At 64.9% G+C, this 22,351-nt stretch carries 16 protein-coding genes and 1 pseudogene; 11 read left to right on the top strand and 6 right to left on the bottom strand.

The window, feature by feature from the left end; translation table 11 throughout:
• Nucleotides 1-459 precede the first annotated feature (459 nt).
• Nucleotides 460-1,836 (bottom strand): signal recognition particle protein, encoded by a 1,377-nt coding sequence (ffh, locus tag XdyCFBP7245_RS01805; RefSeq protein WP_104614110.1) that lies wholly within the window; start codon nucleotides 1,834-1,836, stop codon nucleotides 460-462.
• Between the two features lie 209 nt (nucleotides 1,837-2,045).
• On the opposite strand from ffh, the gene XdyCFBP7245_RS01810 reads away from it, so the two are divergent.
• Nucleotides 2,046-2,837 carry a cytochrome C assembly family protein gene (locus tag XdyCFBP7245_RS01810; RefSeq protein WP_104614111.1) on the top strand — a complete coding sequence of 264 codons (792 nt, stop codon included), beginning with the start codon at nucleotides 2,046-2,048 and terminating at the stop codon, nucleotides 2,835-2,837.
• Nucleotides 2,838-2,957: 120 nt separating this feature from the next.
• Here XdyCFBP7245_RS01810 and XdyCFBP7245_RS01815 read toward each other — a convergent pair whose 3' ends face one another.
• Nucleotides 2,958-4,007: an aldose epimerase family protein gene (locus tag XdyCFBP7245_RS01815; RefSeq protein ID WP_104614112.1), complete on the bottom strand. Its 1,050-nt coding sequence runs from the start codon at nucleotides 4,005-4,007 to the stop codon at nucleotides 2,958-2,960.
• Nucleotides 4,008-4,247: 240 nt separating this feature from the next.
• Between XdyCFBP7245_RS01815 and XdyCFBP7245_RS01820 the strand changes: the two genes are divergently transcribed.
• Nucleotides 4,248-5,831 (top strand): alpha-N-arabinofuranosidase, encoded by a 1,584-nt coding sequence (locus XdyCFBP7245_RS01820; protein WP_170068444.1) that lies wholly within the window; start codon nucleotides 4,248-4,250, stop codon nucleotides 5,829-5,831.
• Between the two features lie 164 nt (nucleotides 5,832-5,995).
• Here the strand turns inward: XdyCFBP7245_RS01820 and XdyCFBP7245_RS01825 are convergent, their stop codons facing one another.
• On the bottom strand, nucleotides 5,996-6,961 hold the full coding sequence (locus tag XdyCFBP7245_RS01825; protein WP_104614113.1) for a LysR family transcriptional regulator: 966 nt from the start codon (nucleotides 6,959-6,961) through the stop codon (nucleotides 5,996-5,998).
• 134 nt (nucleotides 6,962-7,095) lie between these two features.
• Between XdyCFBP7245_RS01825 and XdyCFBP7245_RS01830 the strand changes: the two genes are divergently transcribed.
• A complete protein-coding gene (locus XdyCFBP7245_RS01830; RefSeq protein ID WP_104614114.1) occupies nucleotides 7,096-7,371 on the top strand; it encodes a DUF2798 domain-containing protein in 276 nt (91 codons plus the stop codon).
• A 380-nt stretch (nucleotides 7,372-7,751) separates the two neighbouring features.
• Nucleotides 7,752-9,101: a glycoside hydrolase family 16 protein gene (locus XdyCFBP7245_RS01840; RefSeq protein ID WP_104614116.1), complete on the top strand. Its 1,350-nt coding sequence runs from the start codon at nucleotides 7,752-7,754 to the stop codon at nucleotides 9,099-9,101.
• Nucleotides 9,102-9,133: 32 nt separating this feature from the next.
• On the opposite strand, the gene XdyCFBP7245_RS01845 is transcribed toward XdyCFBP7245_RS01840, so the two are convergent.
• The gene (locus tag XdyCFBP7245_RS01845) at nucleotides 9,134-9,502 is read right to left on the bottom strand and encodes a response regulator (protein WP_104614117.1); all 369 of its coding nucleotides are present in this window, start codon (nucleotides 9,500-9,502) and stop codon (nucleotides 9,134-9,136) included.
• Complete coding sequence (locus XdyCFBP7245_RS01850) at nucleotides 9,495-10,658, bottom strand: PAS domain S-box protein (protein ID WP_104614118.1); 1,164 nt, start codon at nucleotides 10,656-10,658, stop codon at nucleotides 9,495-9,497. The genes XdyCFBP7245_RS01845 and XdyCFBP7245_RS01850 overlap by 8 nt, the downstream gene beginning before the upstream one ends.
• Before the next feature lie 160 nt (nucleotides 10,659-10,818).
• Here XdyCFBP7245_RS01850 and XdyCFBP7245_RS01855 point away from each other — a divergent pair, with 160 nt between their 5' ends.
• The 6 genes from XdyCFBP7245_RS01855 (at nucleotide 10,819) to trxC (ending at nucleotide 17,915) form a co-directional block, all read left to right on the top strand.
• A complete protein-coding gene (locus XdyCFBP7245_RS01855; protein WP_104614119.1) occupies nucleotides 10,819-13,995 on the top strand; it encodes a response regulator in 3,177 nt (1,058 codons plus the stop codon).
• The gene (locus XdyCFBP7245_RS01860; protein WP_193552536.1) at nucleotides 13,968-14,816 is read left to right on the top strand and encodes a CheR family methyltransferase; all 849 of its coding nucleotides are present in this window, start codon (nucleotides 13,968-13,970) and stop codon (nucleotides 14,814-14,816) included. Before XdyCFBP7245_RS01855 ends, XdyCFBP7245_RS01860 begins: the two co-directional genes overlap by 28 nt.
• Nucleotides 14,813-15,397: a chemotaxis protein CheB gene (locus tag XdyCFBP7245_RS01865; RefSeq protein ID WP_104614120.1), complete on the top strand. Its 585-nt coding sequence runs from the start codon at nucleotides 14,813-14,815 to the stop codon at nucleotides 15,395-15,397. Before XdyCFBP7245_RS01860 ends, XdyCFBP7245_RS01865 begins: the two co-directional genes overlap by 4 nt.
• Complete coding sequence (locus XdyCFBP7245_RS01870) at nucleotides 15,394-16,518, top strand: hybrid sensor histidine kinase/response regulator (protein WP_104614121.1); 1,125 nt, start codon at nucleotides 15,394-15,396, stop codon at nucleotides 16,516-16,518. The genes XdyCFBP7245_RS01865 and XdyCFBP7245_RS01870 overlap by 4 nt, the downstream gene beginning before the upstream one ends.
• Before the next feature lie 403 nt (nucleotides 16,519-16,921).
• On the top strand, nucleotides 16,922-17,287 hold the full coding sequence (locus XdyCFBP7245_RS01875; protein ID WP_104614122.1) for a DUF1428 domain-containing protein: 366 nt from the start codon (nucleotides 16,922-16,924) through the stop codon (nucleotides 17,285-17,287).
• A 181-nt stretch (nucleotides 17,288-17,468) separates the two neighbouring features.
• Nucleotides 17,469-17,915, top strand: coding sequence for a thioredoxin TrxC (gene trxC, locus XdyCFBP7245_RS01880; protein WP_104614123.1), 447 nt, complete (start codon nucleotides 17,469-17,471; stop codon nucleotides 17,913-17,915).
• A gap of 91 nt (nucleotides 17,916-18,006) precedes the next feature.
• On the opposite strand, the pseudogene XdyCFBP7245_RS01885 reads toward trxC, so the two are convergent.
• Nucleotides 18,007-20,363 (bottom strand): annotated as a pseudogene (locus XdyCFBP7245_RS01885) (TonB-dependent receptor).
• A gap of 288 nt (nucleotides 20,364-20,651) precedes the next feature.
• Here XdyCFBP7245_RS01885 and XdyCFBP7245_RS01890 point away from each other — a divergent pair.
• A complete protein-coding gene (locus XdyCFBP7245_RS01890; RefSeq protein WP_104614124.1) occupies nucleotides 20,652-22,301 on the top strand; it encodes a glycoside hydrolase family 43 protein in 1,650 nt (549 codons plus the stop codon).
• The last annotated feature ends 50 nt before the right edge of the window (nucleotides 22,302-22,351 follow it).

Raw genomic sequence — 22,351 nt, forward strand, 5'->3', positions numbered from 1 at the left:
CCTCGACTAAGAGCCGCCGACAAAACTACTTCACGCCAGTGTACTGCAGGCGGGCTGATCTACTGCCTGGCTGCAGGGCCCTTGCCCGCCCACCATCGCGGGACACGCTGCAAGGACGTCCTTGTCAGCTATTACGCGACGGTAGGCAGGCAAGGACCAGTCTGGATGGTCGGGATGCATGGCGTTGAGTAAAGCAGCCAGCAAACTCTCTGGTGCTGTGTCCTCGCCGATTGCCGGACCGTGTGGCGGCATGGATGCCGCCACCGAGCCCCCAGGGATGGGTTGACGGCGTGTCCCGCGAGCGGTGAGGGCACCGCGCCCTCGACCCACGCAGCGTTTGACATGGACCCCTGACTGCATCCATGCAATCGCACCTGCATCTGCATCTGCGCGACACCCTACATTGCAAGCGCAGGGCCAGTGCGGCGTCGCACCGGCCGCGTCAGCGCATCACTGAACTCAACGGAACGGCATGCCGCCGCGGCCGCCCATGGCGCCCATCATGCCCTTCATGTTGCGCATCAGGCCCTTCATGCCGCCGCCGGCCAGCTTGCCCATCATCTTTTCCATCTGCTGGTACTGCTTCATCAGCTTGTTGACGTCGGCCGGCAACATGCCCGAGCCACGCGCGATGCGGGCGCGGCGCGAGCCGTTGAGCAAGGCCGGGTTGCGGCGCTCTTTCTTGGTCATCGAATTGATGATGGCGATCATGCGCGGCACTTCCTTGCCGGTGACCTGCTGCTTGACGTTGTCCGGGATCTGGCCCATGCCCGGCAGCTTGTCCATCAACCCATGGATGCCACCCATGTTCTGCATCTGCTCGAGCTGCTCTTTCATGTCGTTGAGGTCGAACTTCTTGCCCTTGGCGACCTTGGCGGCGAGCTTGGCGGCTTTTTCCTGATCGACGCTGTGCTCGACCTGCTCCACCAGCGACAGCACGTCGCCCATGTCCAGGATGCGGCTGGCCACACGGTCCGGATGGAACACGTCCAGGCCGTCGGTCTTTTCGCCGGTACCGACGAACTTGATCGGCTTGCCGGTGATATAGCGCACGCTCAGCGCCGCACCACCGCGAGCGTCGCCGTCGGTCTTGGTCAGCACCACGCCGGTCAGCGGCAGCGCTTCGCCGAACGCCTTGGCCGTGTTGGCGGCGTCCTGGCCGGTCATGGCATCGACAACGAACAGGGTTTCGGTGGGGTTGATCGCGGCGTGCAAGGCCTTGATCTCGTCCATCATCGCTTGATCGATCGCCAGACGGCCGGCGGTATCGACCAGCAGCACGTCGGCGAAGGACTTGCGCGCGTCGCTGATGGCGGCGCGCACGATGTCGACCGGCTTCTGCGAGGCATCGGAGGGGAAGAACAGCACGCCGACCTGTTCAGCCAGGGTCTTGAGCTGCTCGATCGCGGCCGGGCGATAGACGTCGGCAGAGACCACCATGACCTTTTTCTTACGCTTTTCCTTCAGGTGCTTGGCGAGCTTGCCGACCGTGGTGGTCTTACCCGCACCCTGCAGGCCGGCCATCAGGATGATGGCCGGCGCCGGCACGTTGAGGTTGAGGTCGGCAGCGGCGGCGCCCATCACGGCGGTCAGCTCGTCGCGCACGATCTTGATCAGCGCCTGGCCCGGGGTCAGCGACTTGAGCACTTCCTGGCCGACCGCACGCACCTTGATGCGCTCGATCAGCGCCTGCACCACCGGCAATGCGACATCGGCTTCGAGCAGTGCGATGCGCACTTCACGGGTGGCTTCGCGGATGTTTTCCTCGGTCAGGCGGCCGCGTCCGCGCAGGCGCTCCATGGTGCCGGAGAGACGTTGGGTTAGGGACTCGAACATGCGCAAAGGACCGCGTAAGGGGAAACGGGCACCGATTATAGCGGCACAGGCCAAGCGCCCGCCCCGGCACCGCTCACCCCTTCGGCGTTTCGGATTCGATACCCGGCGCCAGGCCTGATGCCCGAGCTCCGCTGCGGCCTTCGGCGCCCATGTGTCGAATCCCGAATCACCAATCCCGACTCCCCGCCGCAATATGCGAAACTTCCACGATGACAATCGTTCTCATCGCGTTCGCCTTGTATCTGCTGGCCACGGCGCTGCTCACCCAGGCGGTGCTGCGCGATGGCAATCAGGCCCCTGCGCGCTGGCTGGCACCGGCGCTGGCGGCGGTGGCGCTGCACGCCGGGTATCACGTGCTGGTGGCGTTCCGCACCGCCGGCGGGCCGGACATGCATTTCTTTGCGGCACTGTCGCTGTGCGGCCTGGGCATGGCCGCGCTGACGGCGGTGTTCGGTGGCCGCGGGCGCATGGCGGCGGTGGGCGTGGTGGTGTTTCCGCTGTCGGCGATCCTGCTGGCCAGTTATCACGCCTACGGCCACGAACCTAGCGCGGATCTGGGCTGGCGGCTGGAGTTGCACGCCTGGATGGCCTTGCTGGCCTACGCCACCCTGGGCATCGCCGCATTGCTGGCGATCATGCTGTGGCTGCAGGAGCGTGCGCTGCGGCGGCGCGACTTCCATACCTGGCTGCGTGCGCTACCGCCGTTGACCGAGCTGGAAACCTTGCTGTTTCGCACGATCGCGGTCGGCTTCGTGTTGCTGAGCCTGACCCTGCTGACCGGGCTGCTGTTCGTGCAGGACTTCCTGGCGCAGCGGCTGTTGCACAAGACCGTGCTCAGCATCCTGTCGTGGATCGTGTTCGGTGCGTTGCTGGTCGGCCGCTGGCGCAACGGCTGGCGCGGCACCAAGGCGGTGCACTGGACGCTGACCGCGATGGCGTTGCTGGTGCTGTCGTTCTTCGGCAGCAAGTTCGTGATCGAGCTGGTGCTGGGGCCGCGTTGATGGCGGTGGGCGTGGAGCTGTGCCGCATGTCATCGGGGCGGGACGGCACGCTGGATTTCCGCCCCTTTTCAGGCAGCGGCTGCGCAGCTCAATCGCACCCCATTCCTTCGACGCCAACCCTCACGCATCCAGCGCCACACTGACCACGGCCCACGATTGGTCCGGGCCAGGGTTGGCGAAGCGATAGACGATAAGGCGGCGGTAGATCTCGCCGGGCCGCAGGATTGTCGACGGGAAGTTGGGGTGATTGGGCGCATCCGGGTAGTCCTGCGGCTCCAGACACACGCCGCGGCCCAGGCCGGGATGATGGGCGTCCAGATGCTGGCCTTCGTAGAGTTGCACCGCCGGTGCATCGCTGGTGATGCGTAGCGCTACGCCACTGTGCGGCGAGTACAGCTCGGCAACGCAATCGGCGTCGGCTGCCAGTACCAGGCATTGGTCGTAGCCTTTGCCGAGGATCACTTGCGGATGCCTAGCATCGGTGTTGTCGGCCAATGCCGCAGGAGTGCGGAAATCGAACGGTGTACCGGCAACGGACGCGATTTCGCCGGTCGGAATCGATTCGGCATCCACCGGCAGATAGCGATCGGCCGGCACGCGCAGCACCTGCGCGGCGGCGCGGTGATGCGGGTCGCCGGACAGGTTGAAGTACGGGTGATGTGTGAGATTCAACGCGGTGGCGGCATCGCACTGCGCCTCGAAGTCCAGCTGCAGCTTGCGTCCTTCCAGTTGCAAGCGCGCACGTACCTGCAGATTGCCGGGATAGCCTTCTTCGCCATCGGGCGAGTCGTAGCCGAGCAGCACCTGATCCGGTGCCTGCTCCAGCACGCGCCACACACGCCGCCCGAAGCCGCGCAATCCACCGTGCAACTGGTTGCGCCCTTCGTTGGCCGCCAGCGTGTGGGTGACGCCATCCAATGTGTAACGCGCACCGGCGATGCGATTGCCGAAGCGGCCGACCAGGATGTTGAGGCTGTCGCCATCGGCGGCGTAAGCGGGCAGATCCGGTAAGGTCAGCAGCAACGGCACCACGCCATGTGCGGTGGTCAGCCGCAGCGCATGCAGGATGCCGCCATAGGTCAGCACCTCGGCCTCCAACCCGGCATCGCTGCGCAGGGTAAGCGCGTGGACCTCGACACCGTCTGGCAACTGCCCGAAAACGCGCTGCATGAATCGCCCCGCCACTGATGGAAGCTGGCGAGCATAGCGGTGTCGCGTAGCTGCCGACCATGCCCTTGCGCACATCTCGGCGGCACGGAGTCTGCAGCGCATCTCGGTACATGACGCCGTGTCCGCCTGCATCGCTCGCGCTGCAGCACGACAAGCGACGGCCCCACGCACTACGCTAGCGCAGCGCTGTTGCTGCAGCGCGTGACCAACCCCGACGACCAACACAGGAGCGCCAAGCCGATGCAGTGGATTTCCCTCGCGTTGCGGACTTCATGCAAACGGCTGACGCAGACCGTCGTTGCGGCCGCCCTGGCGACCGGCGTGTGCAGCGTGTCGGCGGCCGAGGTCAAGGTGACCGGGACGCTGCGTGCGGACCAACCAGGCGCACAGGTCTCGCGGCAGCTCTTTGGTCAGTTTGCCGAGCATCTGGGCACCGGCATCTATGGAGGAGTGTGGGTCGGCGAAGACTCTCCGATTCCCAATACGCGTGGCTATCGCAACGATGTGGTGGCCGCTTTGAAGACGATCGCAGTGCCGAACATCCGCTGGCCGGGTGGCTGCTTTGCCGACGAATACCACTGGCGCGATGGCGTCGGCAACCCGGCCAAACGCCCGATCCGCGTCAATACGCATTGGGGCGGCGTGGAAGAGTCGAACCGGTTCGGCACTCACGAGTTCATGGACTTCACCGAGTTGCTCGGCACCCAGGCCTATATCGCCGGCAACGTGGGCAATGCGGCGCCGGACGAGATTGCGCAGTGGACCGAATACATGACCGCGCCCACCCGCTCCAGCCTGGCCAACGCGCGCCGCGCCAACGGCCGCGATACGCCCTGGCAGGTGCCCTACTTCGGTGTGGGCAACGAGCTGTGGGGATGCGGCGGCAATATGCGGGTGGAATACGCGGCCGACGTGTATCGGCGCTACCAGACCTTCGTCAAGGCGCCGGCCAATCAGCCGCTGCTCAAGATCGCGCCCGGCCCCAACAATGACGACTACCACTGGACCGAGGTGATGATGCGTGAGGCCGGCACGCTGATGGACGGACTGAGCCTGCATTACTACACCGTCCCCGGTGGCTGGCCACCGCGTGCTTCGTCGACCGACTTCGACGAGAGCGCCTGGATCGACACGCTGTCGCGCACGCTGGTGATGGACGAGCTAATCACCAAGCACAGCGCGATCATGGACAAATACGACCCAGGCAAGAAAGTTGCGCTGGTGGTCGACGAATGGGGCACCTGGTATGCAGGCTTGCCCGATGCAAACCCTGGATTTCTACATCAACAAAACAGCCTGCGCGATGCACTGGTGGCATCGCTGAACATCGATATCTTCAGCACGCATGCCGAACGCGTGCGCATGGCCAACATCGCGCAGATGGTCAACGTGTTGCAGGCGATGATCCTCACCGATGGCGACAAGATGGTGCTCACGCCGACCTACCACGTGTTTGCGCTCTACAAGCCCTTTCAAGACGCCACGCACCTGCCACTGCAGCTGCAGACCCCCGAATACCGCCACGGCAACACGCATGTGCCGGCGGTGCACGGCTCGGCAGTCAAGGCGAAGGACGGGCATGTGTATGTCGCGCTGACCAACCTGGATGCAACTGCCGCGGCAAGTGTCAGCGTAGACGTGCAAGGGCTGTCTGCACGCCGCGTTGACGGAAAGATTCTGACCGCGCCGGCGATCACTGCCCACAACACCTTTGTGCAGCCACGCGTCGTCGAACCGAAGCCATTCAACGGCGCCCGTCTGCAGGCGAAAGTATTGACGGTCGCGCTGCCTGCGCACTCGGTGGTGATGCTCGAGCTGCAGTGAGCGCGCTATCGCGAAGTTATCGCGTCAAGAGCGCGTAACAAGCGACGGCGCGACCACCACGCAGGCGATGCAGGCGCTCGGAACCATTAGGTAATGCGCGCACTCAGAGTGAGTGCGTCATCCACAAGCGCCTGGCCGCCGCTCGCTACGTTTGGTTGACCGATCTAGACCGATGTAGGCGCCGATATCGGAAGCACGTCCGGCTCGGCGACGCGCCACTCTGGCGGCAAGCGTTCGAGTAGGTGCGCCATGAAGGCGCGCACCTTCGGGGTGAAGTCGCGGCGGTCGGCCACGCAGAAAAACAGCCGCAATGGCTCGACGGCCGGCTGCGTCGCGTCACTACCGTCGGGCACGAATAGTGCTTGCAACTGCCCGCGCTGCAGGTAGGGTTGCACTACGAAGGCGGCCAGGCGGGTGATGCCACCGCCGGCCGCAGCCATGGTGGCCAGCGCATCGACATCGTCGCTCACCATCGCCTGACTTAGCTGCGGCTGAAAACGCACGCCGTCGCGCACGAAGTTCCAACGCAGAAGGCGCCCGTCCACCGGGTAGCGCAGCAACAGACAGTCGTGATACTTGAGCTCGTCCGGGTGCTTGGGCAGGCCGCAACGGGCCAGATACTCGGGCGCAGCGCACACCACGAACGGCACCTGCGCGATGCAGCGCGCGACCAGGCCGTCTTCGAGCTGCGCTTCGATCCGCAAACTGACATCCACGCTTTCCTGCGCATGCTGCACCACACGGTCGGTGCACAGCAGTTCGATCTCCAGCTGCGGATACTGCTGACGCAGCGCAGGCAGCATCGGTGCGAGCACATGGCGCGCGAATGCAGCAGTGCTGGCAACGCGTAATCGCCCCGCCGGCGCCTGCCGGGGGCCGGCCACCAACTGCCGCGCGCGCTCCAGGTCGCGCTCCAGTTGCCGCACGTGGTCGAAGTACAGCGCGCCGCGCTCGGTCAGCGCCAGGCTGCGGGTAGTCCGATGCAACAGGCGCACACCCAGGTACTGCTCCAGCCGCGCGATGTTCTGGCTGACCGCGGCGGCGCTGACGCCCAGCAACTTGGCTCCACCGGCAATACTGCCGGCATCCACGGTGCTGACAAAACTGCGAATCGACTGAAGAATATTCATTTATTGAGTAGGCATTCCCAAGCAATTCGTAAGATTTACTTACGTAAGCCGCAAGGTTACGCGATCTACCCGGCCTGCGACGCGCGTCCTACAGTTGCCCTACGCCGCTGGTTCGCGGCCATCGAGGCCACCGTATGTCGTCATCGCCACCCTCCTCCGCAGTGGCACGCTCACGCTGGAAGCTCGGCGTACGCGCCACCCCGTTCGTGTTCGCGTTCTACATGGCCGCGATCATGGCGCTGCTGATGTGCATCGTGATTACCGGCGCCAACACCGGCCTGGCCCCAGGGTTCGGATGGCGCGTACTGGACGCCTACCGTGTGGCGATGCCCACCGCGTTTTGCTGCGTGCTGGTGGTGCGGCCGTTGGTGATCCGCCTGGTTGCGTGGACCGTGCACGCGCGGCATTGAGCAGCGCCGGCACATGCACTACTGGTGATTGACACAGGCGTGCATCGACGTCGCGCGGCGCTGCCTGCGCGTACGACGCGCGGATGTCATGCATCCGCTGCAAGCGTTTCCATCGTCCTCGACACCACTAGGGGGTGCCCGAGACACGCACAAACGTGCATCGGCGAGGCAACGCCAGCCTCCCGTTCTTTGCGATCGCTGCAAGGGTGCTGCCACGCAACATGCAGCAGCCGACGTTTGCGACCGGCGTCATACTAATAATTGACTATTCCGTAATGAACACAACGAAACGGAAACACTTCGAAAAATTTCTTTGACTCTGAACTAAGTGATGCGCAGCGTCGCTCCTCCACGGACACCGTCCATCGTTGGAGTTACGCATGAGCGTCGTACGCAGCGTCACCCTGCAGTTCGCTGTTGTGCTGGGCATCGCACTGGCACCTTGCGCGCAGGCGCAGACCCTGGTGTGGGAAGACAACTTCAACGGGCCGTCCATCGACGGCACCAAGTGGACGTACGACGTCGGCAACGGGTGTCAGATCGGCTTGTGCGGCTGGGGCAATGGCGAGATGCAGTACTACACCAGTCGCCCCGACAACGCGCGTATCGAAAACGGCCGGCTGGTCATCGAGGCGCGCCGCGAAGCATTCGGCGGCATGCCGTTCACCTCGGCACGGCTCAAGACCGAAGGCCGCATGCATTTCACCTACGGCACGCTCGAAGCGCGCATCAAGACGCCGGTGGTCGGCAATGGGCTATGGCCGGCGTACTGGATGCTGGGCACCATCGGCGTGTGGCCCGGGCGTGGCGAAATCGATCTGATGGAAGCCGGCATGGCTGCGGCGATCGCCAACGGCACTGCCAATCGCCGTATCGGTGCGGCGGTACACTGGGACTACAACGGCGCGCAGGCCGACTACGACACCAGCTACACCAGCCCGGTGAATCTGCACACCGATTTCCATGTGTACCGCATGACCTGGGACCCGCAGTTCATCCGCATCTCGATCGACGGGCAGCAGTACTTCGAATTTGCGATTTCCAATATCGAAGGTGCCTCGTTGCACGAGTTCCATCAGCAGCAGTATCTGCTGCTCAATCTGGCGGTGGGTGGCACCTATACCGGGGTAACCTCACCGGCCGCGGTGACCGCACCGCTGCCGGGCAAGATGGAGATCGATTACATCCGCCTGTATCAAAACCCCGGTTCGCAATTGTATGTGGGCAGCCAACACGCCATGCCGGCCGGACGCTTTGGCGTGTTCACCGACCAGGCCGATACCAGCGCGCGATTGACCTTCGGCCAGGATGCCGAACTGTATCTGTGGAACAACCTCACCCCGATCGCGCAGGCGCCGTTCGAAGGTTCCAATGTCATGGCGTATCGCGCCAACGCGGGGGCCTGGTATGGACTGGGAATACAGAGCGATTACCGCAATCTGGCCGCCTACGCCGGCGGTGCGCTCAAGCTGCAGGTAAAGACCACCACCGCGTCGACATTCAAGATCGGCATCAACACCAGCTTCGGCGACAGCTGGGTGGATTTTGCGGCCGGCGGCAACCAGTACGGCCTGGTGCGCGATGGCGCGTGGCACGAGGTGAGTATTCCCTTCAGTGCGTTCTACGACCTGGATCTGCAGGCGGTCAAGCAGCCTTTCATGCTGGTGGCCGATCCGCCGGCAACGCCAGTGGAGATCGCCATCGACAAGGTCTACTACCAGAGCCGTTGAGGCCGCTGCGGACACTTACCCGCAGCCAGCGCTCAGGCGTTGGCTGCGTCGCCTTTCAACAGGTCGATGAGCTGACGCAGGCGATAGGGCTTGGGCAGGAAGTCGACGCCTGCCGGCAGCGGCGGCAGCTGCGCCTTCGCAAAGCCCGATGCCAGGATGACGCGCGCCTGCGGCAACAACTGCGCCACCTTCTCGCTCAGTTCGATCCCCGACATGCCGTTGGGCATGCGGATATCGCTGAACACCACATCGTAGGGGCCGCTGTCGCGCAGCATGTGCAGGGCGTCTTGCGCATCGTCGGCGGTGTCGACGGTGATGCCCGCATCGCGCAGCGCCTCGCCGATCAACTCGCGCAACTCTTCTTGATCTTCCACCATCAACAGACGCAGGGGTTCAGTCATGCTCGGCCTCCTCGATGGCCGGGAGAAACAGGGTGACGGTGGTGCCGCACCCAGGTGCGGTTTCCAGATCGACGAAACCACCGGATTGGGACGCAAAGCCATAGACCTGGCTCAATCCCAGGCCGGAGCCCTTGCCGACATCCTTGGTGGTGAAAAACGGCTCGCTGGCGCATTGCGCCACCTGTGCCGACATGCCTGGGCCATTATCGCGCACCGCAATGCTGACGTAGCTGCGCGTTGCCCCATGCGGCGCCGACGGTGCAACACGCTGCTGTACGGCGGTGATCACCGCGATGGCGCCACCGGCCGGCAGCGCATCGCAACTATTGAACACCAGATTGAGCAGCGCCGCTTCCAGCTGGCTGGGGTCCACGCGCACATCCGGCAGCGCATCGGCAAAGTCCAGCGACAGTACGACTCCGGCCGGGCAGGCGCGACGCAACAGCTCGAGCGTGCGCGTCACCACCGCGTTGGCGGCATGCCGCTCCGGAACCAGGCGCTGCCCACGGGCGAAGGCGAGCAGCTGGCGTGTCAGCAAGGTGCCGCGATCCACCGCGGTTTGCGCCGTTTCCACCAGCATGCGCGTGCGCGCATCGTCGCCGGCGCGTAGCGCAATCAGATCCAGGCTGGTCACCATCACCGTCAGCAGGTTGTTGAAGTCGTGCGCCATGCCCAGCGTCAACCGCCCCAACGCCTCGACTTTCTGCGACTGCAATAGCGCGTGCTGGGTCTGCTGCAGCAGATGTTGCGCCGCATGGCGGTCGGTGACATCGCGGGTGATCTTGGCGAACCCGACAAGCACGCCGAATTCGAGCACTGGCTCGATCACCACGCTGGCCCAGAAGCGGCTGCCGTCCTTGCGTACGCGCCAGCCTTCCACGGCAAGACGCCCCTGGCGTCTGGCGATATCCAGGTTCTGCATCGGCTCGTCGCGCTGCGCATCTTCGGGCAGATAAAAACGCGAAAAATGCGAACCGAGCACTTCGGCGGCGAAGTAGCCCTTGATACGCTCTCCACCGGGATTCCAGCTGCGCACATACCCGCCGGTGTCGAGCATATAAATCGCGTAGTCGGAGACGCTTTGCACCAACAGCTGGCACTGCCGGCTGTCGTGCGACAGCGGCCCTGCACTGTCGATGGGCGTTTCCGTCTCCATCGCGCGATGTTTCCCCCGGAAAAGCGCGCGACCATAGTGACGTCGCCGTGAAGGTTGCGTGCAAGCCAACCCGGCCGGAAAAGCGTCAAAAACCCGGCGATTGGCGCGTGAAAGTTATCGGCTACCATGCCCCCCCCTCCCCGTTCGGTGCGCGTGCCTCATGCAGAACATCTCGACCACACGCGACCGCTGGATCTGGGTCATCGCGGGGGCCTTGATGGCTGGCACGCTGGGCGTGGAACTGGTCACGCCGCTGGGCTATGCGGTGTGGCTGACCTACTTCATGGCAGTGGGCGTGACGGTGTTTCAGAACCGGCCGCAGGCGCCGCTGGTGGTGGCAGTGCTGTCGTGCGCGCTGCTGGCGATCGGCTTCCATCTGGCGCCACCCAGTACCAATTCGAGCTTCTCGTCGATCAACCGCAGCACTGGCGGCGTGTCGTTTCTGGCGATGGCCCTGGTGGTGACGCAGGCGATCCGCGCGCGTCGTCAGGCCGAAGTGGCGTTGTGGCTGCAGCAGGCAGAGAACACGCTCGAAGCCAGCCTGCGCGGCGATCAAAGCCCGGAAGACCTGGCCAATGCCGCGCTACGCGCCCTGTGCGACACGCTGGATGCGCAGGTCGGCGCGCTGTACCGCGTGGAGGGCGAGCGCCTGCGGCTCACCGGCGGCGCGGCGCTGCCGGTCGACATGCCCAAGACGCTGCCCAGCAATGCGGGCCAATGGGGTGAGGTGTTGCAGCGTGGCACGGTGCGCCGCGTGCGTGGTGTGGATGCCGGGCATCTGCAGATCGCCTCCGGCCTGGGCCAGAGCGCCTGCCAGGAATTGCTGCTGGCCCCGGTGACCGCCGATGGCCGGGTGATCGGCCTGCTGGAACTCGGCCGGGTGAGCGACGCGCAGATATCCGGCACCCGCGAGGAAGAGTTGCTGGCGCGTTGCGGCGAGAACATCGGCCTGGCGCTGCGCACCGCGCTGCTGCGCGCGCAGTTGGTGACCTTGCTGGAAGAAACCCAGCGGCAGAGCGAAGAACTGCAGACGCAGCAGGAAGAACTGCGCGTGGCCAACGAAGAACTGGAAGAACAGAGCCGCAGCCTGCAGCAATCGCAAAGCGATCTGGAACAGCAGCAGGCCGAGTTGGAACAGACCAATGTGCAGCTGGAAGAACGTACCCAGGCGCTGGAAGCGCAGAAGCAGGCGCTGCTGGTCGCGCAAGGCCAGCTGGTGCGCAATGGCAACGAACTGGCCACCGCCTCGCGCTACAAGTCGGAATTTCTGGCCAACATGTCGCACGAACTGCGCACGCCGCTCAACAGTGCGCTGATCCTGGCCAAGCTGCTTGCCGACAACAAGGACGGCACGCTCAGCGCCGACCAAGTGAAATACGCGCAGGCCATTCTGTCGTCCAACAACGATCTGCTGGCGCTGATCAACGACATCCTGGATCTGTCCAAGATCGAAGCCGGTCACGTGGAACTGACCGACGACACCGTCGCCACCAGCTCGGTACTGCAGCGACTGCGCGACACCTTTGAACCGCTGGCGCGACAGAAGGGCCTGACCCTGGAGATCGGCACCGAGGCCGACGCACCGACGCAACTGGTGGTCGACAACCAGCGTCTGCAGCAGATCCTCAAGAACCTGCTGGCCAACGCGATCAAGTTCACCGAACGCGGCACGGTAAGTCTGTCGATCCAGGCGAGCGCACCAGGACGGGTGCTATTCAAGGTCGACGACACCGGCATCGGCATCGCACGCGAACAGACCGATGTGATCTTCGAAGCGTTCCGTCAGGCCGATGGCAGCACACGGCGTCGCTATGGCGGCACCGGCCTGGGCTTGTCGATCTCGCGCGACCTGGCACAACGCATGGGCGGCAGCATCAGCGTGGACAGCGAACCCGGGCGCGGCAGTTGCTTCACCCTGGAATTGCCGACCGACGGTGCACCGGCAGAAGCGATGCGCGCCGCCGAAGCGACATCGACGCCGACATCGACGTCAAGTGCAGTCAACGCGCCCGCGCTATCGCGTCACCACACCGGCATGACGATGACACCGCGGCCTGGCGAGCACCCCGGCGTTGTCTCCGCTGAAGTGCCGCTGCCGATTCCTGCACCCAACGCGGCGCCACAGCAACGCGCGCAGGACGACCGCGATCAGCGCACTCGTCCCGGCCGGCTGATCCTGGCGGTAGAAGACGACACTCGCTTTGCGCAGGCCCTGGTGGACCTGGCGCACGAGCTGGACTTCGATTGCGTGGTCGCACCCAGCGCCGAAGAAGCGCTGCGACTGGCCGCCGAGTTGCGCCCCAGCGGCATCCTGCTCGACATCGGCTTGCCCGATGCCTCCGGCCTGAGCGTGCTCGAACGCCTCAAGCGCGATCCCGCCACCCGTCACATCCCGGTGCACGTGGTGTCTGCACTGGAACGCAGCCAGATCGCACTGGAACTGGGTGCGGTGGGCTATCTGATCAAGCCGGCAACGCGCGAGTTGCTGGCCGGTGCGATCCGTCAACTGGAAGACACCAACGCGCGTGCGGTGCGTCGCCTGCTCATCGTCGAAGACGACAGCGCCTTGCGCGAAAACCTGCAGTTGCTGTTGGCGCGCGACCAATTGGACATCGTTGCGGTGGGCAGCATCGCCGAGGCGATGGCGCAGTTGGCCGGCTCCACCTTCGACTGCATGGTCACCGATCTCACCTTGCCCGACGGCAGCGGCTACGACCTGCTCGAACGCATGGCCGGCAACGACGCCGTCGCATTCCCGCCGGTGATCGTCTACACCGGCCGTGCGCTCACCCGCGACGAAGAACAGCGCCTACGCCGGTATTCCAAGAGCATCATCATCAAGGGCGTGCGCTCGCCCGAACGCCTGCTCGACGAAGTCACGCTGTTCCTGCACAGCGTGGAAGCCTCGCTGCCCAGCGACCAGCAACGCTTGCTGCGCGAAGCACGTCGCCGCGATGCGGTGCTCGACGGCGCCACCGTGCTGCTGGCCGAAGACGACGTACGCAACATCTTTGCGCTGTCCAGCGTGCTCGAACCGCTGGGCGTGACCCTGGAGATCGCACGCAATGGCCGCGAAGCACTGGAACGCCTGGCCGAGCGCGAGGTGGACCTGGTACTGATGGACATCATGATGCCGGAGATGGATGGCATCACTGCGATGCGCGAGATCCGCGCCAATCGCCAGTGGCAGGATCTGCCCATCATCGCGCTGACCGCCAAGGCCATGGCCGACGACCGCGAACGCTGCCTGGAAGCCGGTGCCAACGACTACATCGCCAAGCCCATCGACGTGGACAAGCTGGTGTCGCTGTGCCGGGTCTGGTGCTCGCGGCAATGACGCCGGTGGAACTGTTCGATCTGGAGTTGCGGGTGCTGCTGGAAGCGGTGTACCAGCGCTATCACTACGATTTTCGCGATTACGCGGTGTCGTCGTTACGGCGGCGCATGCGCCATGCCATGGCGCGTTTCGAGTGCGCCCGCGTGGCCGATTTGCAGCATCGGCTGCTGCACGAACCGGAGACGTTTGCGCAGGCGATGCAGTTCTTCACCGTGCAGGTGTCGGAGATGTTTCGCGACCCGGCGTACTTTCGCGTGCTGCGGGAGCATGCGGTGCCGGTGTTGCGCACCTATCCGTCGATCAAGTTGTGGGTGGCCGGCTGCAGCACCGGCGAAGAGGTCTGGTCGCTGGCGATCCTGCTGCACGAAGAAGGCTTGCTGGAAAAGGCCGTCATCTACGCCACCGACATCAATCCCGAAGCGTTGAACATGGCCGAAGCCGGCGCGTACGGCATCGATCGCATCGCACAGTTCAGCCGCAACTATCTGGATGCCGGCGGCCGTGGGTCGTTGTCGGACTACTACACCACTGCCTACGACGGTGCGGTGTTCGACCGCCGCTTGAAGCGCAATATCGTATTCGCCGATCACAGCCTGGCCACCGATACGGTGTTCTCCGAAGTGCATCTGGTGTCGTGCCGCAATGTGCTGATTTATTTCAACCGCGGCCTGCAGGACCGTGCCGTGGGCCTGTTCTTCGACGCCCTGGTGCACCGCGGTTTTCTGGGACTGGGCAGCAAGGAATCGCTGCAATTCGGCGCACATGCGCAGGCCTTTGAAACCTGCGCACGCGAACAACGCCTCTATCGGAAGGCAGCATGAGCAGCACGCCTGCGCACCGGCAGTTCGACGCCATCGTGATCGGCGCCTCCGCCGGTGGCGTGATGGCGCTGCAGGCGCTGTTGTCCCACCTGCCCGCCGATCTGCCGATGCCGGTGCTGGTGGTGCTGCATCTGCCGCGCGACCGCACCAGCCATCTGGCCGAGCTGATGGATGCGCGTTGCGCGCTAACGGTGCGCGAGGCGGACGACAAGCAGCCATTGCGCGCTGGCACCGTGACCATTGCCCCACCCGACTATCACCTGCTGGTGGAAACCCGCGACAGCCTGGCCCTGTCGATGGATGCGCCAGTGCTGTTCTCGCGTCCGGCGATCGACCCCTTGTTCGAATCGGCTGCGGACGTGTTTGCCGAGCGTCTGTTGGCGATCCTGCTCACCGGCGCCAGCAGCGATGGCAGTGCCGGCGTGGCCGCAGTGCGCGCAGCAGGCGGCACTGCCTGGATCCAGCTGCCCGATGATGCCGCGTCTCCACTGATGCCCGCCTCTGCCCTTGCCCACGCCGGTGCCGATGCGGTGCTGACCCTGCAGGCGATCTGCAACCGACTGGAAGTCTTTCACCCATGAATCTCACCACGACCAGCCTTGCTGCGCACGGCGATGAACCCGCCAAGCTCCTGATCGTGGACGATATGCCGCAGAATCTGGTGGCGATGGAAGCGCTGCTGCAGCGCGACGGCATCCAGGTGCTGTGCGCATCCTCCGGTGCGCAAGCGCTGGAGCTGCTGCTCGAACACGATGTGGCGCTGGCCCTGCTCGACGTGCAGATGCCGGAAATGGACGGCTTTTCGCTGGCGGAGTTGATGCGCGGCTCGCAGCGCACCCGGCATGTACCGATCATCTTCCTGACCGCCTCGCCGAACGATCCGATGCGCGCGTTCCAGGGCTACGAAAGCGGTGCAGTGGATTTTTTGCACAAGCCGATCGAGCCGCACGTGATCCTGAGCAAGGTCAATGTGTTTATCGAGTTGCACCAGCAGCGCCGGCTGCTCAAGGCGCGCAATGCCTCGCTGGAACGCGCGCTCACGCTCAACGAAACCATGATGGCGGTGCTCACCCACGATTTGCGCACGCCGCTGTCGGTGATCCTGTTGTGCGCAGACAAACTGAGCCTGGACATCGATGGCGGCGGCTCGGCCGCACGCACGCTCGAACACCTGGAAAACAGCGCGCGACGCATGGCGCGCATGGTCGAACAATTGCTGGATTTCTCGCGGCTGCGCACCGATGGGCTGTCGATGCAGTTCGGCCCCTGCAATCTGGGCGAGGTGGCGCACAGCGTGGTCGGCGAGGTGGCGCAGGCCAACCCGCACACCACCATCGACCTGCGCACCGAGGGCGACCTGGACGGCGACGGCGACGGCGACCGGCTGGCGCAGGTGGTGTCCAACCTGGTCGGCAATGCGGTGCTGCATGGCGGCAGTCATCCGGTGCAAGTGCATCTGGACGGCCGCGAGCGCGACGTGCTGCGGCTGTCGGTCCGCAACACCGGGCACATCCCCGACAGCCTGATGCCGCGCCTGTTCGAACCGTTCAAGGCCAGCTTCCATGCCAGCCAGGGGCTGGGGCTTGGGTTGTTCATCGCCGATCAGTTCGTCAAGGCGCACGGCGGCACGCTGCAGGCACGCAACGAAGACGGCGATGTGGTGTTCGAAGCCAGACTGCGGCGGCACAACCTGGCTGCATGATCGCAGCACGCGCAGGCGGCCAGGCAACGCACTGGCGGCCTTCGACAACGCATGCGGCCACGCTGCGCTGTGCGGCGAGCCGCCCGCGCAATGCCCGGCGCAGGCGCAGGTGCACCCCGCACCACCAGCCCATCTGAGCGTTGCAGCATCGCAATCGCATCTGGCGCGCGCATCCAACGTGGATCGCACGTCATCGGCGCGCCCTGTAGCGCATCGCCGGACTCAACCGCAGCCGTTGGGGTCATGCGAGCGCGAGCAGTGCCAGTGACCGAAATGCACCGTATGCTCCGGTCGATGCCTTGGCGCCACGCGCCGGAACACGGCTCTCCACGTTCTTCGATCGCACCAACATCTGTTCGTCATCATCAGGCGCACGCCGTGCGTCATGTCAGCGGAGGCGGTTATGTCGTATGTCGATGGGTTTGTCCTTGCCGTGCCCAAGGCCAACAAGGATGCGTTTCAGGAGCACGCCAGCATGGGCGATGCGGTCATCATGGAGTACGGCGCACTGCGCGTGATGGAGTGCTGGGGCGACGACGTGCAGCGGGGCCAATGGACCGACTTTCAGCGCGCAGTCGATGCCACCGACGACGAGGTCGTGGTGTTTTCGTGGATCGAATGGCCGGACAAGGCCACCCGCGATGCGGGCATGCGCAAGATGATGGACGACCCGCGCATGGACCCGGCCGTCAACCCGATGCCCTTCGATGGCAAACGCATGATCTACGGCGGCTTTGTCCCGATCGTGACGCTTGGGCAATCGGCCTGAGCGAAGCAACGCGCGGTTGCCGCGCGCTGTCGCCTGGCCGCCGCAGGCATCATGCGCGGCGGCCGGCCTCCCGATACAGGGCCTTCTGCCGTGGTCGCTACACTGACCACATGCAGCCGCATGTGCCGTCAGTGATGTCCGGGCGTCGCGACTGCATTGCCTGCCCACCGGAGACCACCGCATGACCGACGCACCGTTGCTGATCGCCTGCCCGAACTGCGCTGCCATGAACCGCGTTGCGCGCGCACGCCTGCACGATGCGTCAAACTGCGGCAGTTGCCATCGGCCGCTGTTTCTGAGGGCGCCGGTGACCTTGTCGGCGGCGGATTTCGACAAGCACGCCGTGCGCAGCGAGCTACCGCTGGTGGTGGATTTCTGGGCGCCGTGGTGCGCGCCGTGCCTGAGCATGGCACCGCAATTTGCAGCCGCCGCCGCGACGCTGGAGCCGCAGGTGCGGCTGGCCAAGGTGGATACCGATCTGCATCCTGCACTGGGCACGCGCTTTGGCATCCGCAGCATCCCCACCCTGCTGGTCATCCGCGGCGGGCATGAGATCGGCCGTCATTCCGGCGCGGTCAGCAGCGCGCAGATCGTCAGCTGGGTGCGCTCGGTGCTCGATAGCCGCTGATAAAAAGCCAGCTGCGCATGCACGCAGCTGGCCTTCGTCGATACAGGCACGGCGACGACGCGGACGCCGCACCCCGAGGATCAGCTGGCGATCACTGCCAGTTGACGTTGACCGACACGCCCACGATGCGCGGCTCGTTGTACACCGCCGCCATGTAGTTTTCGATCACGCCCTTGACGTTCTTTTCGTTGGTGATGTTACGCGCGAATGCCGCCACTTCCCATGCACCGTAGCCGCCGGTGTAGCCAAGCTTGAGGCCACCTTCGAAGTTGCCGTCGGCACGGAACTCGGTGGAGTCGTACAGCACAAAGCTGGTCTCGCCCTGCTTGTTCCAGTCGGTGGACACGAAGAAGGCGCCATCGTTGCCCATCGGGATGTCGTAGCGTGCGGCCAGGTTGAGGTTGTACTTGGGCGCGTTGGGCAGCGGGTTGCCGTCGATCTGCGCGAAGGTGTTGGCGCCGACGCGGATGGTGGGGTCGTTGACCGTGCACACCACCACGCCATTGAGCGCGCAGGCCTGCGCAAACACGCGTTTGTCGTCGATTTCGCTATGCAACAGGCTCAGGCCCGCGGTCAGCGACAGGTTGGAGATCGGGCGCCAATCCAGGTCTGCTTCCAGACCGTAGGCCTTGGCCTTGTCGGCATTGAACAGCACGCCGTTGCCGTCCGAATCGTTGCCGTTGAGCTGGATATCATCGACGGTGTAGGTGAAGCCGCTGACATTCAGGCGTAGCCGGTTCTGGAACAGGCTGCTCTTGATGCCGGCTTCCCACGACAGGATGGTTTCCGAATCGGCGGTGGTGAAGTCCGAGTTGAACACCGCACTGCGGCCCTGGATGGTGGGGCCGCGGAAACCGCGTGCCACGCGTGCATACACGCTCAGGTCCGGGTTGAGTTCATACATCGCGCTCAAATCCCAGCTGGGCTGGGTGTCGGACATGCGCACATCGCGACGGCCGCGGTAGGTCACCGCGCCGGCCGCGGTGTCGGCGGTCTTGAGCAGACGGGTTTCCTTGGTGTCCTTGGTCTGGCGGATGCCGGCGGTCAGCGTCAGCGCATCGGTGGCCTTGTAGCTGAGCTGACCGAAGCCGGCCCACGAGGTATTGGTGTTGCGCAGCCGCACCCAGTTGTTGGGATTGCGCGCGGCAGTGCGCAGGAAGTACGCACGCTGATAAAAATCGGTGGTATCGCGGCCATCGAAATAGAACGCGCCCATCTGCCATTGCAGCGCGTCGTCGCCTTCGCTGGCCAGGCGCAGTTCCTGGGTGTACTGATCCAGGTCGCGAATCTGCCCCATCGATTGGCCGAACCCGTTCGGCACGCCATTGACCGGGTAGTTGGCCGCTGCGCCGCCATCGGTGTCGCCACGGCTGTAGCCGGAGGTGGTTTCGTAAGCGGTGATCGAGGTCAGCGAAACGCCGCCGAAATCGTAGATCGCCTTGATCGAGCCGCCATCGGTCTTGTAGGCCTGCGGGTTGTCGCTTCGTCGTAGGCCACGCGGTCGCGCGGCACGTCGACCTTGTCGCTGCCGCGCGTCACCGCATTGCGCAAGAACAGCGTGGAGGTGCCGTCGTAGTCGCGGGTGTGCACCGAGCCCAGCAGCGAGAACGCATCGTTGGGTTTGAGCAGCACCTGCAGGCGCGCATTGCGGTCGTTGTAGCCGCCCATCGCGTCCTTGCGCGGGGTGCGCGTGCCATCGGCGCTGCTGCCGGCAAAGGTGTTGTCCACCCAGTCGTCGCGGTGCTGGTACAACGCCGACACCCGGAACGACAGCACATCGTTGATCGGCCCGCCGAAGCCGCCATCCAGCGACACCGTGTTGTAGCTGCCGTAGCTGGCGTCGACGCGGCCGGTATAGGTATCGCCGGGCTTGACGGTGTCGAACTTGACGATGCCGGCGGTGGTGTTGCGGCCGAACAAGGTGCCCTGCGGGCCGCGCAGCACCTCGACCTGGTCCACGTCATAGACCGGGTTGGATTTGAGTACCACGTGCTCCAGCACCACATCGTCCTGGATGATGGACACCGGCTGCGAAGCCCCCAGATAGAAGTCGATATTGCCCAGGCCACGAATATAGAAGCGCGGGAAGATGCGCCCGGTCGTGGTCTCGGCGTAGAAGCCCGGCACGCGGCCGGACAGTGCCAGCAAGGTGTCGTCGCCGCCGGCGGTGTACTCGCGCATCGCCGCGCCCTGCACCACGCCCACCGACACTGGCACCTCCTGCAGGTTCTGCTCGCGGTGCTCGGCGGTGACGGTGACCGCGTCCAGCGCGGTGGGGCTGCCCTCGCCCTGGCTGGCCGGCGCTTGCTGGGCCGATGCGGCAGCGGCCATCGAGGCGAGCAGCAGACAGGCGCAGGCGCGTGCCAGCGGCGTACGTTGCGGTGCACGCGCATCCAGATGCGCAACAACGGACCTCAGCGACGGAGAGACAGACGAGTACAACGACATGCGGGTTGATCCTTGGGTAACGACACGAAGATGAGTCCGTTCGGCATGGGTCTGCCAGAAGGGGGCGCCGCATGGCGCCGCGCGCACGATATGTCAGCAATGTTGCAGCGAAGTGGCAGGCGTGCCGATCAGCGCCCATCGGCCAGGTTGCGCACAGCCATGCCATCACACGCGTGCGGCATGGCAAAACGGCATGCCCTGCCCGGCGGCGAGCTGTCATGCTGCCGCGAAGCTGGCGCTACGCCAGTGGCGCGCATCGGGGGAACTGTCGTGAAACCAATCGGATGGATGCTGGGCCTGATGGCCGCCATGAGTTGTCAGCTGGCCTACGCCGGCAGCGCACTGATAACCCAGGTGGATTACCAGGGCGATGACGGCGGCCCGTTGCCGACCGAGGCGCAGTACCGCAATCCGGTAGTGGCCGGGTTTTATCCGGACCCGTCCGCGATCAGGGTCGGCGACGACTTTTATCTGGTCAATTCCACGTTCGGCTATTTTCCCGGCCTGCCCGTGTTCAAGAGCAGCGATCTGGTGCACTGGAACCAGATCGGCAACGCGATCGATCGCGCCGACCAGATCGACTACGGCCGCGACGAACTGACCCGTGGCCTGTTCGCCGCCAGCATCAGCCACCACGACGGCACCTTCTACATCGCCAACACCTGTTTTTACTGCGATGGCGGCAACTTCCTGATCACCGCCACCGATCCGGCCGGGCCGTGGTCCGACCCGATCTGGCTCGACGCCAAGGGCATCGACCCGTCGCTGTTCTTCGATGACGACGGCAGCGCCTGGCTGGTCAACAACGATGTGCCCGCCGGCAAACTGCGCTACGACGGACACCGCGCCATCTGGCTGCAGCAGCTGGACCTGACCCGCATGAAGTTGGTCGGCACCCGTCAGGCGATCGTGGATTCGGGCTTTCAACCGGCCACCAATCCCGAGCACATCGAGGGCCCGCATCTGTTCCGCCGCGATGGCTATTACTACCTCACCGCGGCCGAAGGCGGCACCGGCGAGCAGCATGCGCAGATGATCTACCGCAGCCGCCAGATCACCGGCCCCTACGAGCCCTGGAGCGGCAATCCGGTGCTGACCCAGCACGACCTGGACCCGAGCCGCAGCGCACCGATCACCTCCACCGGGCACGCACAGTTCGTCGAGCTCAAGGACGGCAGCTGGTGGGCGGTGTTCCTGGGTACCCGCCCATATCAAGGCAACCACTACGCGCTTGGCCGCGAAACCTTCTTGTTGCCGGTGCAATGGCGCGACGGCTGGCCGCAGGTAGTGCCGCATGGCAGCGCTGTGCCGCCGGTGGCCACGCGCCCGGCATTGCCGAGTGGCACCCAGACCCTGCCCACCAGCGGCCCGATGCAATGGAGCGAGCGCTTCCAGGAAGCGCGCGTGCCGATGCAATGGATGACCATCCACCCGCCCACCCAGCCGTGGTACCAGCCCGGCCCGCAGGGGTTGCGCATCACCCCGTCGCAGGTCGCGCTGGGCGACATCGGCCGCGGCCAACCTGCGTATCTGGGCCATCGCCTGCAACATCACCACGCCACGCTGGCGGCCAGTGTCGATGGCAGCGCGCTGGCGGCCGGCGAACAGGCCGGCCTTGCGCTGGTGGCCAAGGAAAGCCACTTTCTGGCAGCCATGCTGGTGCGCGATGAAGCCGGCGCGTCGGTGGTGCTATATCGCCGCGCCGGCCTGCAGGACCCAAGCATTGGCACCGTGCTGGCACGTGCACCGCTGCCCGATGCAACGCAACCGGTGCAGCTGCGCTTTGCGCTGGATGGCGCGCGGGTGCATGTGGATTACGCAGTGGGCAGCGGCCAGTGGCAGACGCTGCTCGAACAGGGCGACGCCACACTGCTCAGCACCGAGACGGCCGGCGGCTTTCTGGGAGCAACGTTCGGGCCGTACGCGTATTTGCGTTGACTGCCGGCACGCGTACACCGCCCTGCCGCGCAATCAGTTCCATGCAGTAC

Origin of the sequence: Xanthomonas dyei (assembly GCF_002939865.1) — a bacterium.
In the GTDB taxonomy this organism is placed as follows: Bacteria; Pseudomonadota; Gammaproteobacteria; order Xanthomonadales; family Xanthomonadaceae; genus Xanthomonas; species Xanthomonas dyei.

Excerpts from the sequence above, each read along its gene's own strand:
- ffh (WP_104614110.1), bottom strand. The coding sequence starts at position 1,836 with ATGTTCGAGTCCCTAACCCAACGTCTCTCCGGCACCATGGAGCGCCTG.
- XdyCFBP7245_RS01810 (WP_104614111.1), top strand. The coding sequence starts at position 2,046 with ATGACAATCGTTCTCATCGCGTTCGCCTTGTATCTGCTGGCCACGGCG.
- XdyCFBP7245_RS01815 (WP_104614112.1), bottom strand. The coding sequence starts at position 4,007 with ATGCAGCGCGTTTTCGGGCAGTTGCCAGACGGTGTCGAGGTCCACGCG.
- XdyCFBP7245_RS01820 (WP_170068444.1), top strand. The coding sequence starts at position 4,248 with ATGCAGTGGATTTCCCTCGCGTTGCGGACTTCATGCAAACGGCTGACG.
- XdyCFBP7245_RS01825 (WP_104614113.1), bottom strand. The coding sequence starts at position 6,961 with ATGAATATTCTTCAGTCGATTCGCAGTTTTGTCAGCACCGTGGATGCC.
- XdyCFBP7245_RS01830 (WP_104614114.1), top strand. The coding sequence starts at position 7,096 with ATGTCGTCATCGCCACCCTCCTCCGCAGTGGCACGCTCACGCTGGAAG.
- XdyCFBP7245_RS01840 (WP_104614116.1), top strand. The coding sequence starts at position 7,752 with ATGAGCGTCGTACGCAGCGTCACCCTGCAGTTCGCTGTTGTGCTGGGC.
- XdyCFBP7245_RS01845 (WP_104614117.1), bottom strand. The coding sequence starts at position 9,502 with ATGACTGAACCCCTGCGTCTGTTGATGGTGGAAGATCAAGAAGAGTTG.
- XdyCFBP7245_RS01850 (WP_104614118.1), bottom strand. The coding sequence starts at position 10,658 with ATGGAGACGGAAACGCCCATCGACAGTGCAGGGCCGCTGTCGCACGAC.
- XdyCFBP7245_RS01855 (WP_104614119.1), top strand. The coding sequence starts at position 10,819 with ATGCAGAACATCTCGACCACACGCGACCGCTGGATCTGGGTCATCGCG.
- XdyCFBP7245_RS01865 (WP_104614120.1), top strand. The coding sequence starts at position 14,813 with ATGAGCAGCACGCCTGCGCACCGGCAGTTCGACGCCATCGTGATCGGC.
- XdyCFBP7245_RS01870 (WP_104614121.1), top strand. The coding sequence starts at position 15,394 with ATGAATCTCACCACGACCAGCCTTGCTGCGCACGGCGATGAACCCGCC.
- XdyCFBP7245_RS01875 (WP_104614122.1), top strand. The coding sequence starts at position 16,922 with ATGTCGTATGTCGATGGGTTTGTCCTTGCCGTGCCCAAGGCCAACAAG.
- trxC (WP_104614123.1), top strand. The coding sequence starts at position 17,469 with ATGACCGACGCACCGTTGCTGATCGCCTGCCCGAACTGCGCTGCCATG.
- XdyCFBP7245_RS01890 (WP_104614124.1), top strand. The coding sequence starts at position 20,652 with ATGCTGGGCCTGATGGCCGCCATGAGTTGTCAGCTGGCCTACGCCGGC.